We start from the raw sequence: 18,213 nt of genomic DNA, 5'->3' as shown, positions 1-18,213 counted from the left end.
TATGAAACTGAAATCCCTTCTTTGCCTCGGACTGCTGGTTATGCTTGGGAGCCCTTCTGTTGAAGCGGCCACCAAACGTATTTGCACAATGACCCTGAATTCCGCCGATGAAAAAGAGGCGCTCAGGCAGCTTTATGCCTCTGAGGATGTAGAGATCACCGAGCTGGTTCCGTCTGAAGGCAAGAACCCCCGCTGGCTGCAAAACGCCTGCGCTTCCGGGATTCAGTGCGACGTTCTTTTGATTTCCGGCCACTTTGGTGGCGTGTTCTTTGGTGAAGGCAACAGCACCACTTTGGATTTGAAAGAGATCGAGCGCCTGAGCTGCGACAATTCATGTCCGGGCATTTTAAGCAAACCCAAGGATGTCTTCCTGATGGGTTGCAACACTCTTTCCAGCAAAACCCCGGACAAACGATCCATCGAAGAATACGTGGAAGTCCTGATCAAGAACGGCTTCCCCCGTGACCTTGCTGAACGCGTGGCTTTTTCCCGCTATTCTGAATATGGCATGAGCATCAGCCAGATCTTTTCTTCCGCCTTTAACAACGTCGAACGCCTGCATGGTTTCACCAGCACCGGCCCTATGGGTAAAGTCGCTGGCCCCCTGCTGAAAAAAGCCCTGCGTGAAACCAGCGCTCAAACCCTGTTCAGCAAAGGCCCGGACACCAAAAAACTGAATTCACTGTTTGGCGGAATGAGCTATCGCATCGTCACCCCCAAAACCGAGTCCGATCCGAATTACAAAGCCCTGACCTGCAATGCATATTCTGAAAGCATCAACGAAAATCGTGAAGCCATCAATTTCCTGTCCAAAAAACTTCATCTGAAGAAATATTATGAACCTCTATTGGAAGCGACTCAGAATCCGCTATTCATGTCCCTTTTGCAGGACACTTTGCGGGCTTCTGCGGAAGCCACCCGTAATTTTGAAAACTTCTTTGTCGAGATCGGCTCGGCTCGTTCGTTGCCTTTAAAAATGAAAATGCAGTTTGTGGATCTGCAGGCGCAACTGGGATTGATTCCTTCCATGGTGAAAGCCGAACAACAAGAACGCCTGATCCGCCAGCGCCTGGGGGATGGGTTGAATTTCATCGTGACCGACCAGTTCTGCGCGATGAAGGATCTTTTAAAGAACACCGAATTGAAAGCCGCCTGGATTCCGTTCACCGCGGATGCCTGGCAGTTCATCCCTCGCCTGTCCCAGTGTTTCGGCGGTTATGACGACGGCGTTGAAGGTCTGCTAAAACAGATGATGTACAGCAATGAATCCCCGATTCGCCGCGAAGCCTTGCGCGCTTTAAAAGGCCGCTTGTATTCCCATGATCTCAGTCAGCTGCTGAAAGCCTCGGCTCAGTGGCCTCAGCGGGACCGTCTGGACATGAGCTACAGTATCGGCCTGAAAGCCCCGACTGAAATGCTGCCGCAAATGATTGAAACTTGTCTGACCAAAGCCGCCTCGGGCGACAGTGCGGAATCCCGCGATGGGTATCGTTGGTACTGCTACAACCAGTTTGAGCCGCTGATTGACAATCCGTTGAAATGTCATCTTTTCGCCCGCAATTTTGAAACACAAAGTGTGACGGGCGTGGACTGGAATTGTTTGACCCGATTTAACCACGATATCCACCTGGGGTCGTGTCTTGAAGCGGCCGATCGCAACACCGATGTTGAGAGTTCCGACAATGTCCGCTGGTACTGCTGGTCCAAATTGTCTGAGCAAAAACAACTAAGCCGGTCTGAATGTCTTGCTTTGGCCTCCTCAATGAAAATTCAAGGGAACCGATTCAAAGCCAACTGGAACTGCATGAATCGTATCGCAAATTGACCTCGGGGCCTGCCGGGTTTACAAACTAAGCTCTGGAGGCCACGATGAAACACACCCTGCTCTTTTCTTTTTTGCCGCCGGCTTCGGTCCTTGAACGTGCCCTAAGCCAGTTCAAAGCCACCATTTCTGCCAAAGAACTTTCCGTCGAAGAAATGCTGGATCAGGTTCACAAGATCCAGCCTGCCGCCATCGTGGTTGTGCCCCGGCAGAAAATCAGCGCCGAAGTCATCAAAGCCCTTCCGGATTCAGTGAAGATCATCGCAACCTCCAGCGTTGGCTTTGATCATCTGGATATCAGTGCTGCAAAAGAGCGCGGCATCCTATTAAGCAACACGCCCGATGTGCTGACGGAATGCACGGCGGATCTGGGCATGATGCTGCTTCTGAATGCCTGCCGTCGGGGTCGCGAGTATATGACCATCATGCAAGAGGGCTGGAGAAAAACCTACAGCCAGACCGATATGCTGGGCCTGCAGGTCAGCGGGAAAACTTTGGGGATTCTGGGCATGGGTCGCATCGGCCGGGCCCTTGCGGACCGCGCCCGCGGTTTTGGCATGAAGGTCCTTTACTGCAACAACAAACGCCTGCCCCCGGAGCTTGAAAAAGATGCGGTGTATTTCAAGAACTTCCACGACATGCTTCCGCATTGCCAGATTCTTTCATTGAATTCGCCAAGCACCCCCCAAACCAAAGGCATCATGGACAGCAAAAGTTTTTCCTTGCTGCCTAAACATGCGGTGCTGGTGAATGTGGGTCGTGGGAACCTGGTGGATGAAGATGCTTTGATCAAAGCGCTGGAAAGCGGTCATCTGTTCGCGGCGGGACTTGATGTGTTCTGCCATGAACCTGATTACAACTTGAAACTGCGTGATTTTCCGAATGTGTTCTTAACTCCGCACATGGGAAGTGCGACGGTGGAAACCCGATCCGCCATGGGTCATCGGGCTTTGGATAATGTCACCGCGGCGCTGGAAGGCCAACGCCCCGGGGATTCTTTGTACTAAAGCTGATTCAGGACATCCAGTCCCAGCTTCCAGCCGTCTCCGGCACCAAGGGTGACAAACACGTCGCCCTCTTTCAGCATGCCCAGAATTTTCTGAGTCGATTTATCATCGCGAACAAAGTACTGGGCATGTTCGTGCTTCATTTCTGAAGCCAGCTTTTCGCTGGTCACGCCTGGAATTGGTGCTTCACCCGCTGGATAGATATCTGTCAGCAGAACCTGATCCGCCTCCATAAAGGCCGTGGTAAAGTCATGCCAGCAGTGTTGCGTGCGGGAATAACGATGCGGCTGGAAGAAAACCACCAGTCTTTGTTTCGGATACTTTTCACGGAAGGCCTGCAATACCGCACGCACTTCAGTCGGATGGTGACCATAGTCATCATAGACTTTGATGCCTTTTTTCTCGCCCTTGAAGTGGAAACGACGATCCACACCTTCATAGCGCTGAAGACCCTTGGCACAAGTTGCAAACGGAATTCCCGCTGCCACCCCGGCACAGATCGCTGCCACGGCATTCAAAGCATTGTGACGGCCCGGAACCTTCAGATTGAATTCACCCACCAGATGTTTGGTACCCAGCAGACGATCGTTGCGGTGAACCGCATAGTGACCCTGTTCGCCCGTCACAACCAGATCGTTCTTTTCATCGAAACCATAGAACAGGATTCTTTTCGGGAAGTTTTCAAAGATCTGGCGAACCAGCGGATCATCCCCGCACACGATGACTTTGCCATAGAAAGGAACTTTCATGGCAAAGTCGTGGAAGGACTTCTGCACATTTTCAAAAGTTTTGAAGTGTTCCAGATGGTCCGAGTCGATATTGGTGATGATCGCGATTTCCGGGGACAGCTTGTGGAAGCTTCCATCAGATTCATCCGCTTCGGCCACCAGCCATTCACCGGAACCCAGCATCGCTGTGGACTTGATCAGTTCAAAGCGGCCACCGATTACAATCGTCGGACTTAAGTTCGCTTCCAGGAAGATCGCTGAAGTCATCGAGGTTGTCGTGGTCTTACCGTGCGTCCCGGCCACCGCAATACCGCGTTTCAGGCGCATGATTTCAGCCAAAGCCTCGGCACGCGGGATCAGGGGGATCTGACGGGCACGAGCTTCAGAGATCTCAGGATTTCCGTACTGAATCGCACTGGAATACACAACGACGTCGGCTTCGCCCACGTTGCTGGAAGCGTGGCCTTTAAAGACCTTCACGCCCAGTTCTTTCAGTCTTTCCGTGTTGGCGTTTTCAGCCTGATCACTGCCTGACACTTTCGCGCCGATATTGTGCAACAGCTCCGCGAGGCCGCACATACCGATGCCTCCGATACCTACGAAATGGAATTTGGCGTGCTGTAACTTCATTGCAGGATTTCCTTTGCGATCACGGTCGCAGATTGAGGGATATAGAAGTTCTTTATATTCCGAACCATTTGATCACGCAAATCTTTATCCGCCCGCAAAGATTGGACTTCTGAAATCAACCTTTCCGGCGTTAAATCTTTCTGCAAAATCATGCGGCCCGCGTTTTTTTCCACAAGGCTTTCCGCATTCTTTTGCTGATGATCATCCGCCGCTGGCAACGGCACAATAATAGGAATGATGCCAAACGCCGCCGCTTCCGCAATAGAGCTGGCCCCACCACGGCAGACAATGATGTCCGCCCACTGATAGTACTTGGCCATGTCAAAGATGAACTCAAACGGCTGCACTTCACACGGGGCATTCTTGTATTTGTCAGTCACTCGCTCAAGATCGGCACTGCCCAACTGATGAACGACAGAAAGATCCTTGACCCATTCACCACCGCTCATCACCGCGTCACTCAGACAGTTGTTGATGATACGGGACCCCTGACTGCCGCCAAAAGCCAGCAAATGGAACTTTTGATTGTTCGAACTGTTGTGCACGGCCGCTTCGATTTCGGCACGAACCGGCATCCCGGTTTGGATGATGCTGTCACCCTTCAGATGTTTTTTGGCTTCGTTGAAAACCACAAAGCACTTGTCGACAAAACGGGACAAGATACGATTGGCCATACCCGGCATCGCATTGGGTTCCCACACCGCCGTGTTAAAACCAATAATGCTGGCTGCCAGCACAAACGGACCGGAAGCATAACCACCCACCCCGATCACATACAAAGGCTTCAATTGCCCCAGCAGACGGATGGACTGCCACAGACCCACCGGGATCTTCAGCAGGGTTTTCACTTTTTGAATCGGACTTTTTACATTCAATTGACCGGATTCGATCAGATGCAGAGGGAAACCCTCGCGAGGAACAATCTTGCTTTCCAGGCCTCTGGAGGTGCCGACAAAGTGCACCTCGATGCTGGGATCAAGCTTTTGCAAAGCCCGGGCGATGGCAATACCCGGATAGATGTGTCCGCCAGTGCCTCCGCCGGCGATCACGATATTCTTTTTAACAGTCATTTTAATTTTTCACCTTTGAAGCTGTCCAACGGGATCCAAAGCGACGGGAAAACTTGTCTTCTTCGAAAGAGTTCTCGATGTTCAGAATCAATCCGAACATAAAGCACAGGGACACCAAAGAACTTCCACCGTAACTCAAGAACGGCAGAGTCAAACCTTTGGTGGGAAGAAGTCCCATCACCACCCCTGCATTGATAAATACACTCAAGCCAAATGTCACTGACAAACCCAGAGCCAAGGCTCTTTTGAATGGCTCCTCAGCTTTGACCGCAATCTGCATTCCGCGGAAAACAACAAAACCGTACAAGGCCAAAATCAGAACAAAACCAACAAAGCCCATCTCTTCACCCAGTACTGCCAGGGTAAAGTCCGTGTGCGCTTCAGGAAGGAAGAACAGTTTCCCCTGCCCTTGACCCAAACCTGCACCGGTCAATCCGCCGGAATGGAAGCTCAGCATACTTTGAATCACCTGGAAGCCCTTTTGTGCCGGATCCGCCCAAGGATCCAGGAAGGCCAGAACACGCGCGCGGCGATAAGGCACACTCATCACCAGGAAATAGAACGCCGGGATCATCACCGCCACCGCACCGATGATGTATTTCCACTGCAGACCGAATGCAAACAACAACGTCACCGCCACCATCACGATGATGGCAAAGGTTCCAAAGTCTGGTTGTTTCAACAACAGCGCCATCGGCGCCACCAGCGCTACAAAAATCCAATGCCACTTAACACGCCCCATGAAGTTTTCCTGGCGACACAGCAAACTTGCAAACCACACACTGAAGGCGATCTTCAAAAGTTCGCCCGGCTCAAAGCGCACACCGAAAGGAAGTTGAATCCAGCGGATCGCGCCACCGACTCGAACTCCCAGGCCCGGAACGAAGGTTGCCAACACACCCAGGGTCGCCACCAGCCACAAAGCCCAGCCGTATTTTTCAATGTAGCGGAATGGAATGTGGATGGTTGTCACCAGAACACCCATGGCCAAAACCGTAAAGATCAATTGTCGTTTGAAGAAGAACAGACCGTCGCCGTAGGATTCAATCGCGAAGATAAAGCTGGAGGAATAAACTTGAACCAGCCCGATTCCCAAAAGAGTGATGATAGCAAGAAACAGGCTGCTGGACAGATATCTCAACATAAACGTGGACTCCCCGAGAAAGTGGCTTCACGAGCCACTTTCTAAGTTAATCAGAAGTCCAGATTAAGGTCTATCGGGTCGGAAAAAAGCTGGACCCGATTACTCGGAGATCACTTCAGCGTCAGACTGCTCAGCTTCCTGTTTGGAAGGAGTCACTGGAGCTTTTTTCGGAGCAGCAGCTTTGCGTTCGCCACGTCCGGATGTAGCGCAGCAATAGATCACACCGTTCTGATCGGAAGTGTTTTTGTAGTTGGTAATAGAGAAATTGCGGTTGGCGTCGCAGCGGTTGGCCATTTTCATGCTCAGCTCGACATCAAGATCGTGGTAAACGTCACCACTTAGAAATTCACAGAACATCCCTGTGCTGGCTGCCATCTTTTCACGTTGTTCCTGGCGGGCTTTGAAAGATCCGGACGCACAACCGGAAAGAATAAGTGCTGAAGTGGACAATGCAAATAGCAGACGATGAGACACGGGGCGCCCTCCTGGCATGTTAATACTCAAAGGGCCTCATCCTCGAGGCCCTTTGCTTGTTTCTTGATTGTAAATTATCAGTGAAACTTTCTCACGATTTCTTTAAAATAATCGCCGCGTTCTTCGAAACTGTCAAACATGTCAAAGCTTGAGCAACCCGGAGAAAGCAGGACAACGTCCCCGATTCTCGACTTTTGGTAAGCGATCAAAACCGCCTCCTCAAATGTACCGATCAGGAAGGTTTCAGAGAAGTCACCAAGGTCGCGATTGATACGTTCTTTGGCTTCCCCGACCAAGATCAGGGTTTTCACCTTGCGTTTCACGGAAGTGCGCAAAGGCTCATAATTCAGGTTGGTGTCTTTACCACCGGCAATCAGGATCACGTTTTCATCAAAAGTGTCCAAAGCGCGCAGTACCGCGTGCACGTTTGTGGCTTTGGAGTCGTTATAGAACATAACTCCGCCCACTTTGCGCACGTACTCGATACGGTGAGGAAGACCGGTGAAAGTGTTGATCACTTTCTGAACCGCTTCACGGGTTGCACCATGTTCACGGGATGCCAGGATCGCCGCCATGATGTTTTCCACGGAATGTTTACCGCGCATTTTCATGCCCTTGATGTTGAAGCTTTCGATCTCTGGACCGGTACGAACACGGATTTCGTCGCCAATATTCACAGCGCCACCGATGTTCATGATTTGCGGCTCCAAAGCCGGTTTGCGGGAGAAGTAGAAGATACGACCGCGCTGAACCGCCGGATCACGAGCCAGTTCAACAACCGCGTTGTCATCCGCATTCAGAATGCTGGTGGTTGCCTGGTTGGTGTTTTTGAAGATACGGCGTTTTGCGTTTACGTATTCTTCCATGGAACGGTAACGATCCAGGTGATTTTCAGCCAGGTTCGTGAACACGATATTGCCCGGATTGAAGGTGTCACAGTGTTCAAGCATGAAGCTTGATACTTCCGCGATCACAACCTGAGCTTTGTCATCCAGACGCAGGTAATCCACCAGTGGTTTTTCGTTCGCCCCACCAACCCACGTTCTTACACCGGATTCAGTCAGGATCGCCTCAGTGATTTTCGCCACTGTGGTTTTACCGTTGGTACCAGTCAGACCGATGATCGGCTCTTTGATGAAGCCGGCAGAGAATTCGAACTCACCGGTGATCTTGATACCCTGAGAACGGGCATAATCAAAGATCTTCAGATTGCTTGGAACACCCGGGGATAGAATCACCAGATCCTGTGCAATGAAGGTTTTCGGACTGTGGCCGCCCAGTTCAAACTTGATTGGCAGCTCACCCAGTTGCTCCAGCTGCACGGAAAGTTCCGGCTTGGATTTGTGGTCTGTCACTGTCACTTGTGCGCCATGTTTGGTCAGGAAGTGCGCCAGGGAAACCCCTGTTTTGCCCAATCCCACAACCAAAATGCGTTTGTCTTTTAGATCGCTATACTCTTTATACATCTTCTTACCTCAACTTCAGAGTGGCCAAACTTAATACTGCAAGCAAAATGGAAATGATCCAGAAACGAACAATGATCTTGGTTTCGGTCAATCCGCCCAATTCAAAGTGATGATGAATCGGCGCCATTTTGAAAACTCTTTTACCGGTCATTTTGAAAGAGATCACCTGAGTGATCACTGACAATGCTTCGACCACGAAAACCCCGCCCAGGACAAGCATCAACAACTCATTTTGAGTGATGACAGCCATGGAGCCAAGGAAACCGCCCAGGGACAACGAACCCACGTCACCCATGAAGACTTGCGCGGGATACGCATTGAACCAAAGAAAGCCCATGCCCGCAGCCACGATGGTCGCCGCCACGATGCTTAGCTCCCCGGCGCCCACCACGTGGGGGATTTGCAGATAGTTCGCGATCGAGAAATGTCCGGTTACGTATGCAAACAGACCCAAAGTCGCAGCAGAGATCATCACCGGAACAATCGCCAGTCCATCCAGACCGTCCGTCAGGTTCACCGCATTGGCGGTGCCCACAACAACAAGGGCTGCAAAGATCACATAAAAGTAACCCAGGTCAATCGAAACGGATTTTACAAATGGAATGGTCACTGCGGTGCTTAGGCCGTGGAAGTGAACCAGCGCCAGAACCACAAGTCCGCTGATCAGAAACTCGCCAGCCAAACGGATTTTACCGGACAGACCTTTGGAATTCTTTTTGCTGACTTTCAACCAGTCATCCATGTAACCGATCATCCCGAAGCCCCAAGTGACAATCAGAACACCCCATACCAGCGGGTTCATCATATCCACCCACAACAGACACGGGATCAAAGTGGAAAGAAGAATCAGACCGCCGCCCATGGTTGGTGTGCCGGCTTTCTTTTTGTGTGTTTGAGGACCGTCATCACGAATCGCCTGACCAAAGTGCTTCAACTGAAGACGTTTGATGAAATGCGGACCCCACATCCAGCACAGCAAAAAGGCTGTAAAGAAAGCGATAAAGGTTCGAACCGTGATGTACCTGAAAACGTTCAGTGGCGAGAATTCATCCGCCATTGAATAAAGCCATTGGTAAAGCATGCTGCGCTGATCCCCTGTTGTGACCTAAAAATTTAAATTTGCTAGGAACTTAAAGGGTTTAGCACATCCGCTGGACAAAAATCAAGCGGAAGTTTGTAAGTAACTGTAATCACTCATGTTTAATGAATTATCTGTGATATGACAGGGCTCATGTTTACCGCCCCTGAAAGTGCTAAAATAATGGCATGCAAGGAGGTCGTTGTGAAAATTGCGTTGAAAGACCATATGACCCGAAAACTCATCACTGTCAGCAAAGACGCGACAGCTGCAGAAGCTTTGCGTCTGATGACCAACTATTGGATTCGCCATCTTCCCGTGCTGGATGAAGAAGAGGATTATATCGTCGGCATGCTGTCAGAGCGGGATCTGCTGCGCTCGCCCCACACCGAAACTCCGGTGGGAAAATTAATGAGCTCGCCTTTAAAAACGTTCCCCATTGAAGCGCCAATGAAAGCCGTGGTCGATGCAATGATCGAAGAAAAGGTTTCAGCTTTTCTGATCACCAAAGATGATGAAGTCGTTGGTATTGTGACTTCGGAAGACATGCTGGTGCTGCTGGATCAGATTCTGAAAAAAGATGAGTCTTCAGACGCCCCTTGGGTCTTGGGAGATTTGTTCGCAAATCCCCTGCTGCAACGAACCGCCTATCTTGTCGGACAAGCGGGAGTTTAAAAAAGAACCGGGAACCTTTATTGTTTTTCGGCGAAATCCAGCGGTTCACACGGGAAGACGAAGCGCTCTAGCTTTGTCCCGCGTGAGGCTTTGACGACGGCGATGTCGCCGGTTTTCAGGAAGCCTGCCAGGTCCTGACCGGAAGAATCTTTATAGTCTTTTTCGATCAGCGCCAGGTTTTTGTATCCCGTGCTGTTCAGGCCTTTTGCGAAGGCAGCAGCGTCATCACCAATGAAATAAACTTTATCAAAGCCCGCCTGGCCAACCCAGGTGCCCAGTTCTTCATGCAGGTTTGCCGAAGCGGAGCCCAGTTCACGCATCTGACCAAACACGCCGACTTTGCGGCCCGGGACGGTCAAAAGCTTCATATTGTCGATCAAAGCTTTCATGCTGTCGGGATTAGCGTTGTAAGCATCAAAGATCATCTGCGCACCGGACTTTAAGTGCACCAGCTGATTGCGACCCCAGTTGGTTTTACAAGCGGGAAGTCCCGCCCACACCTGCGCCGGAGTCATACCGACCGCCAAACCCACGCTGGCTGCCGCCATCAGATTCGTCAGGTTTTGCGCACCAAACACCTGAACGCGCGCAGTCCCGGCCTCACCACCGATAGAACCCTTGATGGAAATCTCGCTCATATTCATGGATGAAATCATCAAATGCACATCCGCACGAGGATCTTCGGAAGAGAACGTCAGGATGCGTGCTTTCGGAAATTTCTCGCGCGCTTTCACGTACATGTTGTGAGTTTGTGTGTTATCCAGATTGTAAATGCGCACGGTCTGATCACCGGCGGCTTCATAGATTTCTTCTTTGGCTTCCGCCACCTTTTCAATAGTGCCAAAAAATTCCATGTGCGCGCGGCCCACCATGGTGCAAACCACCACATCCGGTTCTGCAATATGCACCAGCTCGGTGATTTCACCGGCGTGATTCATACCCATCTCAATGATCGCGACATCTTTTTTCGGAGGCAGTTGCAGCAACGTGAAAGGAACACCCCAGTGATTGTTGAAGCTTCCTTTGTTGTAGTGAACGTCCATGGCAGAGCCCACCAGCGCTGCGGTAAATTCTTTGGTCGTGGTTTTACCGTTGGAACCTGTGATCCCGACAATGCGGGCACTGGATTCGTGACGGGCCCAGTTGCCCAGCTTCTGCAGGGACTTCAAAGTATCAGGGACCAGCAAGATGGTGACTTTGTCCTTCAGCTTTTCGGTCTGGGCATTTTCTTCATGCACCATCAAAGCGGCAGCGCCGGATTCAACCGCTTTCTCCAGGAAGTTGTGGGCGTCAAAGGCTTCACCCTTAAGCGCGATGAAAAGCTGACCCTGCAACTGGGCGCGGGTGTCGGTGCCGATCCCAGCGAAATTGGTTTCTTTCTGGCTCAGGATTTTTGCACCCGTGACTTTAGCGATTGTTTGCAGGTCCATGGCTCTCATGCTTATCTCCCTTGCAAGGCCTCTTCGGCCACCTTCACATCACTGAAGGGGAACTTTTGTGTTCCGATAATTTGATAGTCTTCGTGGCCTTTGCCGGCGATCAGAATCACATCGCCTTCCTCGGCCCGTTTCAGGGTCTGAGTGATGGCATCCTTGCGGTCCACCACCGTTGTGGTCTTGGCTTTGTGGGATCCACCGACACCAGCCAGGATGTCCTGAATGATGGTTTGTGGATCTTCCGTGCGCGGATTATCAGACGTGATCACCACTTGGTCAGAATACTTCAAGGCCATTTCGGCCATCAAAAGACGTTTGCCTTTATCACGATCCCCGCCGCAGCCAAAGATCGTCCAGATGCGCGCCTTGGATTGCAGGTTTTCACGAACCCTGTTCAAAGCCGTCAGGACATTTTCCAGCGCATCCGGAGAATGGGCATAATCCACAAAGACAGAAAGATTTTTATCATTCGGCACAGACTGCAAGCGACCCGGCACGCCGGTAAAGCGGTCCAGGGCCTCGATGCAGATATTCAGCGGAAGGCCCGCTGACAATCCCGCACCCAACGCCGCCAGGGCATTCATCACATTGTGAGTGCCTGACATCGGCAGACGCACTTCCCCTTCCCCTGCGGGGGTCCACACCTTGAAGTGTGTCAGGGCAAAGTCCATCTTCAGAATTTCATAGCGGATGTCAGAATCTTTTTCGCCGTAGGTCCACAACACGGCCGGATCCGCCACGCGCAAACGACGGCCGAACTTATCAGCGGTGTTCACGATGGCAAAACACGGACGCTTGTGAGTCTTCCACAACAGATCCGTGAACAGGCGTTGTTTCGCCTCCAGATAGCTTTCCATCGTGTTGTGATAATCCAAATGATCACGGGTCAGGTTCGTGAAGATCACGGTGTTGAAAGGAACGCTGTCCACGCGGCGCTGATCCAGAGCGTGCGAGGAAACTTCCATCGCCACCGCCAAAGCCCCTGCCGAACGGAATTCGCGCAGACGCTTTTGCAAAAACACCGGATCGGGCGTGGTCATTTCAGAAGGCCACACCTGATCGCCCAGATGGTGATTGACTGTGCCGATCACTCCGGTGGGAATTTTGCCGTGATTCAAAATGGCTTCGGCCATGTACGTGACAGAAGTTTTGCCGTTGGTGCCGGTGACGCCGACGCAGAAAAGCTCCTGCCCCGGATCCCAGTAAAAACGGCTGGCCAAAACATCCAGCACTTCGCGGGAATTTGGCACCTGCAATACGATCCCTTCATAACCTTCCGGGATTTTCGCTTTGTCTTCCACCACCAGGGCCGCGGCCCCTTTCGCGACAGCATCAGGAATAAAAGTATGCCCGTCCAGCTTGCTACCGCGAATCGCGACAAACACCGAACCCGGCACCACAAGGCGCGCGTCGTTGAAGACCCCTGTCACTTCAATATGAGAGAATGCGTTTTCAGGAATCCCCGGCAGAATGGAAAAGAGATGTTGCAGTTTCACGCACTAAGAGTAACTTAGGTCTCAGATATGAGACAACTCGGAAAACTACATTGCCAAGAAATAAATCACAACGACGATGCGCCATGGGTCATCTTCTTCCACGGCTACGGCGCTGATGCCAACGACCTGTTTTCGCTGGGGGAAATCATCCCGACAAAGAAAACGTACAACTGGTTATTTCCGAATGGAAATCTGGAAGTACCCATTGGCCCGGCCTGGATGGGACGCGCCTGGTGGATAATTGACATGATGGAAATCCAGCGTGCTCAAGAGCGCGGCGAACACCGCGACTTCAGCAACGACACCCCCAAGGGCATGAGCAAAGCCTATGACATGGCCATGGAAATGATCCGTCAGATGAAAGTTCCGTGGAACAAGATCGTGCTGGGTGGATTCAGCCAGGGAGCGATGCTGGCAACAGAGATCTATCTGCGCGCGCCGGAAACTCCGAAGGGTCTTGTGATCATGTCCGGAACACTGGCTCATCAGGACGAATGGAAGCAGTATGTTCCCCAGCGCGCCGGCCAGCGATTCTATCAAAGCCATGGCATCAACGATGCGGTTCTGGGCTACAAACAGGCACAAAAGCTTGAAACCCTGCTAACCCAAAACGGCATGAAGGGATCCCTGCAAGGATTCCGCGGCGGCCATGAAATCCCAATGCCTGTCATCACCCAAATCGGGGAATATCTGAGCACTATTCCCTAACGAACGTCCCGGGTTGAGACGGAAACATTTCAGTTTCCTGTAACCCGGGCTTTTTGCTTCAGGGCCCTTCAGAAAGCTCCGTTAGATAGAGCATGAGCATTCTGATCGTACTGGCATCTCTCATTCTTACCGGCTGTGGCGGCATTACCGCTATACTGGGGTCTTCCAAAAGTCCTGCCAAGAAACCACCCACCAAGGTTATTTCCCTGGATGCCGCAAACTATGTCGTCGCCTATGATGGCGAAGGCTCAGTCACCTTTGGATCCAGCGAAATCACGCTGACACCCAAGCCGGCAACGGCCGCCAACCAGACTCATGCGGCCTTGGTATTTATCAAAGAAACTGTTGATACACCGGTACAGGATTTTGAACTGACCGTGGATCTGGCCACCAGCCAGCAACTGCGCCAGAACACCGCTGCCAACGACTGGGAAGTCTTCTGGCTGTTCTTTGGCTACAAAGGAAACATCACTGACAAAGCCACGAACTATTATATTTCCAAACCGTCCACCGGATCCGAGCTGGGACTGGCGCACGGCGAACTGGGACAGAAGTTTTTAGGCACTGACAGTGCCAGCAAGACCGCTGTAGGCAGCCGCCACAAGTTTAAGTTTGTGCGCAAGGGAACCTCGTTCAGTGTCTATCGCGACGACCAGCTTTTTTATTCTTACACCGACGGAACCTTCCCTGCCGCTCTTTATACCAGCAAAGGCGCTTTGGGGTTTTACTCTGAAGATGCCGAAGTTAAAATCTATTCTGTGCAGCTAAAACGACTGGACAGCGGCACGGTGGCTTCGGAAGTTCTGCCGCTGTTAACTTCCAACACGCTCGAGTCTCGATCCCCACAATCCGTTTCCACTTTGAACACCACTGTCACAAACTCGTCCCAGACCGGGAATCTATTCTGGTCCTGCAACTATAAAAAAATCACCGGCGAAGTCACCGGCCTTGCCAACACCGACTGCCTTTCTGTCGGAACCATCGGCAGTAATGGTGTGTTTTCCTGGGTGCCGTCATTGGATCAGATCGGAACCTGGATCTTTAACTTTGAAGCCTCTGAAAAACGCGGTGGCTTTGGCAACAAAGCATTCCAGGTGCAGGTGCGCCCCGACTGGACAAGCAGCTCGCAATTGTTCCTGTTCGATCCCGAGTTTTCCATCAGCAAAACTCTGGATGCCACAAACATCCTGACCACCCGGGCGCCCGCCAGTGCCGACAACAACAAAACGGCGAACTGGCCGGCTTTGAGCACGGCAGACTCGATTGATCTGTCAGGCTTAAGTGAAGCCACCCCTTGGCGCAATGACGGGGTTTCATTGAAAAATGCCCTGCACTTTGATGCTCTTCATGACGATCAGGGTTTGCCGTTAAGTGTTGCCAATCTGGGAACGACTCAAGATCTGCGCCTGTCCTATTGGTTCAAACGCGACAACGCCGACAGCAAAACGGCCGTGCTGGCCAATCACGCCAATGGCACTTTGCAAAGCCGCCATTGGATCGGTGTTATTTCCAGCAGCTATACGGATGGCGGATCAGAAGTCGTTTGTGATGATCCGAATGCAGCCAACGGCGGATGGATGTTCGTAACGACCCAAGTGACTGCTGGCAAGCTGAAGACTTTCGTCAGCGGCCGCGAAGTGTGCAGTCAGAATCTGCCGGCGACGTACAATTTTTCTTCGCCCTTAAGACTGGCGCCCCGGGTTCAGACCTTTTTCCCGTTCGCGGGCCAGATGTCTGAAATTGCCGGCTACACCCAGTCCACCCCGACCGAAATCTTTCATGATTTCACCGCAACGGCGGAACGCTATCGTCCGGTGAAAGTGGGCGCCATTACCTCCAGTGATTTGGTTTTGCACTGGGATGCCGCCAATGCTGATCGCGGCATGGCACCTTCAGCAAGCGCACCGGGTTGGTTGGGTTGGTTTGATCTGGCTCCGAAAGCTTTGACCAAGATCATGGGCGGATTTGATGGCAATGCCTCTTCAGGCTTTGTGACTCCAACCGCCGCGACGGCCCACATGCAGTTTGATGGTGTTGATGACTACATTCAGGTGACTTCGCAAGCGGACCTTGCAGCCCTGGGCCCGGCGTGGACCATTGAAGCGTGGTTGCAACCCGGAGCCGCCTTGGGCGTGGACAACAACTTCCCGCCAAATGACGTGCGCCACGATTTGTTTAAGACCATCTTTGAAAAAGCGCAGTACGACAATGGCAACAAGCTTTCCCATGGCCTGGGTCTGCGTCTTGGAAAAAACAATACCGTCGACGCTTTTTACGTGAACAACTATGGTTCGACCGACACCGTCTATGGCGGAATCAGCCTGAATGCCAATCAGTGGTATCACGTTGCTGTCAGCTTTGACAAAGCCACATCAACATTAAAAAGTTATGTCAACGGCGCGCTTGAAAGCTCCAAAGTCGTCAATATCAAGCAGGACTCCAACAACGTAGCCCAAAGCGATGGCGATGTTATTGGCGGAATGTCTGATGGCTTTGTCGGAATTCCTTTTGACGTCGATGGCCGCCGCCGCTTCAACGGAAAGCTGGCAGTGTTGCGCGTTTACCAGAAATCCTTGGCAGACAGCGCCTTGAAAGCCCACTGCCTTGCGCAGAAAGACCGCTACGGCGTGACCTGCGACTGATCCTTCCCAATTGCAACGTGACAACAGGAACGCATGAGTCAATATAAGTGCATGAGACAGCTCATCCTTATTTCTCTGCTATTGCTTTCAAGCCTGGCCTTTGCTCACCGTCTGGTGCTGGAAGATCCGTCGGAAGTTCAATCTCTCGAAGAAGGTGACTTCAACCTGGGGGCCGTTTTATTCCGTCTTCCCGGCGCCGATAATAAAAAACTGCTGGAGCACCCCGCTTACAATTCTTTGGTGACTGATCTTGAAAAAGACCTGGAGGCCCTAAAAACACAGGATTCCAAACTGGGCGTGGGCATGAACTATGTTCATCGCCTGTTTGATATTCGCTGGTTGAAGTCACCGGCGGCAAAATTTGAACTGGTGGGTGTCGTCAACCGCATGGATCGCACCGTGTTCAATCCCGGCACCTGCGGCGAAGTCCGTTTGATCTATCGCCTGTCCTATGCAAAAACTCAGAATCAAACTTTGATTCAGTCCCGTTTGCCGATGACCTTGAATGCCGTCTTTAAACTTCCAGCCACACCCCTCTGTCAGGCCGTCGCCAAACAATGGTCCTCTCAGCAAAAACCTCCGCTGAAATCCTGGGTGACACTGGCGAATCTGAAATCTCTGGAAGTCAATTTGCAGGCCGTGCGCTGGCCGTCGACGATTCGTGGGGATATGGGTGGCCATGCTGAATATTTCCTGCGAGTGTACCGCCTTAAAAACAATTCTTTCGTGCCGACGGCGATGGAAAACACCCCGGACGTGGCCCGTCTGCAAAATGATTCTGCTTTGCGCGCGGAACTGCTGGCTTGGATTTCGACCCCGGAAAACATCAAGGCGCTGGATGCCGGAACTTTGAATATTCCGGAAAAGTTTCTGACCACCAAAAGTTCTTCCTTTGCTTTGCACGGGATGAACCGTCTGGCCAACCGTCCGTTTGATCAGATATTCAAAAAAGACGACTTTAAAAATCTGAAACTGACGGATCTGGAAAACATCTATGGGCCATCCTCGTTCCGTCGCCGATTGAATGATCTTTCGTGCGCAGGCTGCCACCAAGGGCGTACGATTGCGGGCTTCCATTTTCTGGGTAAAGATCCTGAATCCACGATCTTTGCCAATTCCATTTTTTCCTCCCAATCCCCGCACATGATGCAGGAACAAAAGCGCCGTCAGGTTTATTTCCAAAATATCTTCCAGGGAAAGACGCCTGACAGCTCCCGTCCGTTCTCGGAACGCGATCCCCAAACCCCGGGGCCCATGAATGCCCACTGTGGCCTGCCGGGTTCGGAATACCAGGCTTGGACCTGTGCTGCGGGTTTAAAGTGTGTGGCCGTGGTAAATCCTGAAACCTCCAAAGAAATCGGCGAATGTCTGCCGGAACAACCGGTGGCGGGCAATCCTTGCGAACCCGGAACAATCACACAAACCGCGCACTCGCACAAAGATCAGATGAAAGCCTCTGCTCGCACAGCGTGTGCCGGTCATCAGGTCTGCCAAACCACGAAGGTCGGATTCCCGGGCGGAATGTGCTCAGGTGGTTGCGAGAATCTGAGACCGGGTGAAGCTTGCGGCGCGATTGCGATTCTTCAAGGATTCAATGACTGTCTGGCACGCAATCGTCCGTTCGGAGAATGCCTGGCGCAAAACACTCGGCCCGCGGGACTGCAAGCCTGTGACGACAACACATCCTGCCGTGCCGACTACATCTGTAACAAGACCCAGTCCGGAAAAGGCGTCTGCATTCCACCTTACTTCCTGTTCCAGCTGCGCGTGGATGGCCATCCCAAACCAATCTAAGTTTCTTTTCACAGACGAAGGGCCCATTGCGGCCCCACTGTCT

14 protein-coding genes are annotated in these 18,213 nt (G+C 51.8%); 6 read left to right on the top strand and 8 right to left on the bottom strand.

The window, feature by feature from the left end; genetic code table 11:
• Position 1 precedes the first annotated feature (1 nt).
• Positions 2–1,825 (top strand): hypothetical protein, encoded by a 1,824-nt coding sequence (locus tag AC04MQ_RS06470; protein WP_015092216.1) that lies wholly within the window; start codon positions 2–4, stop codon positions 1,823–1,825.
• 44 nt (positions 1,826–1,869) lie between these two features.
• Positions 1,870–2,829 (top strand): 2-hydroxyacid dehydrogenase, encoded by a 960-nt coding sequence (locus tag AC04MQ_RS06465; RefSeq protein ID WP_475391586.1) that lies wholly within the window; start codon positions 1,870–1,872, stop codon positions 2,827–2,829.
• On the opposite strand, the gene murC is transcribed toward AC04MQ_RS06465, so the two are convergent.
• The 6 genes from murC to mraY form a co-directional block, all read right to left on the bottom strand.
• Positions 2,826–4,187: a UDP-N-acetylmuramate--L-alanine ligase gene (murC, locus tag AC04MQ_RS06460; protein ID WP_041577960.1), complete on the bottom strand. Its 1,362-nt coding sequence runs from the start codon at positions 4,185–4,187 to the stop codon at positions 2,826–2,828. The genes AC04MQ_RS06465 and murC overlap by 4 nt on opposite strands.
• Positions 4,184–5,257: an undecaprenyldiphospho-muramoylpentapeptide beta-N-acetylglucosaminyltransferase gene (gene murG, locus AC04MQ_RS06455; protein ID WP_475391584.1), complete on the bottom strand. Its 1,074-nt coding sequence runs from the start codon at positions 5,255–5,257 to the stop codon at positions 4,184–4,186. Before murG ends, murC begins: the two co-directional genes overlap by 4 nt.
• A 1-nt stretch (position 5,258) precedes the next feature.
• Positions 5,259–6,401, bottom strand: a complete 1,143-nt coding sequence (ftsW, locus tag AC04MQ_RS06450; RefSeq protein WP_015092220.1) for a putative lipid II flippase FtsW — start codon at positions 6,399–6,401, stop codon at positions 5,259–5,261.
• Positions 6,402–6,500: 99 nt separating this feature from the next.
• Positions 6,501–6,875: a hypothetical protein gene (locus AC04MQ_RS06445; protein WP_015092221.1), complete on the bottom strand. Its 375-nt coding sequence runs from the start codon at positions 6,873–6,875 to the stop codon at positions 6,501–6,503.
• Positions 6,876–6,952: 77 nt separating this feature from the next.
• A complete protein-coding gene (murD, locus tag AC04MQ_RS06440) occupies positions 6,953–8,341 on the bottom strand; it encodes a UDP-N-acetylmuramoyl-L-alanine--D-glutamate ligase (RefSeq protein WP_015092222.1) in 1,389 nt (462 codons plus the stop codon).
• 4 nt (positions 8,342–8,345) lie between these two features.
• On the bottom strand, positions 8,346–9,422 hold the full coding sequence (gene mraY, locus AC04MQ_RS06435; RefSeq protein WP_015092223.1) for a phospho-N-acetylmuramoyl-pentapeptide-transferase: 1,077 nt from the start codon (positions 9,420–9,422) through the stop codon (positions 8,346–8,348).
• Positions 9,423–9,623: 201 nt separating this feature from the next.
• Here mraY and AC04MQ_RS06430 point away from each other — a divergent pair, with 201 nt between their 5' ends.
• Positions 9,624–10,094, top strand: coding sequence for a CBS domain-containing protein (locus tag AC04MQ_RS06430; protein WP_015092224.1), 471 nt, complete (start codon positions 9,624–9,626; stop codon positions 10,092–10,094).
• Between the two features lie 17 nt (positions 10,095–10,111).
• Here AC04MQ_RS06430 and AC04MQ_RS06425 read toward each other — a convergent pair whose 3' ends face one another.
• Entirely contained in the window at positions 10,112–11,533 is a 1,422-nt protein-coding gene (locus tag AC04MQ_RS06425) for a UDP-N-acetylmuramoyl-tripeptide--D-alanyl-D-alanine ligase (protein ID WP_015092225.1), read from the bottom strand.
• 2 nt (positions 11,534–11,535) lie between these two features.
• Positions 11,536–13,026, bottom strand: coding sequence for a UDP-N-acetylmuramoyl-L-alanyl-D-glutamate--2,6-diaminopimelate ligase (locus AC04MQ_RS06420; RefSeq protein WP_475391580.1), 1,491 nt, complete (start codon positions 13,024–13,026; stop codon positions 11,536–11,538).
• A 27-nt stretch (positions 13,027–13,053) separates the two neighbouring features.
• On the opposite strand from AC04MQ_RS06420, the gene AC04MQ_RS06415 reads away from it, so the two are divergent.
• From AC04MQ_RS06415 to AC04MQ_RS06405, 3 genes are all read left to right on the top strand, one after another.
• Positions 13,054–13,734 carry an alpha/beta hydrolase gene (locus tag AC04MQ_RS06415; protein ID WP_475391579.1) on the top strand — a complete coding sequence of 227 codons (681 nt, stop codon included), beginning with the start codon at positions 13,054–13,056 and terminating at the stop codon, positions 13,732–13,734.
• Between the two features lie 92 nt (positions 13,735–13,826).
• Positions 13,827–16,376, top strand: coding sequence for a LamG domain-containing protein (locus tag AC04MQ_RS06410; RefSeq protein WP_475391577.1), 2,550 nt, complete (start codon positions 13,827–13,829; stop codon positions 16,374–16,376).
• A 51-nt stretch (positions 16,377–16,427) separates the two neighbouring features.
• Positions 16,428–18,170: a hypothetical protein gene (locus tag AC04MQ_RS06405; protein ID WP_475391575.1), complete on the top strand. Its 1,743-nt coding sequence runs from the start codon at positions 16,428–16,430 to the stop codon at positions 18,168–18,170.
• Positions 18,171–18,213: the final 43 nt, after the last annotated feature.

The sequence above is a fragment of the Bdellovibrio sp. MYbb2 genome, from assembly GCF_056175685.1.
The sequence above is the reverse complement of the archived record's forward strand: the minus strand, read 5'-3'. Positions and strand labels throughout refer to the sequence as shown.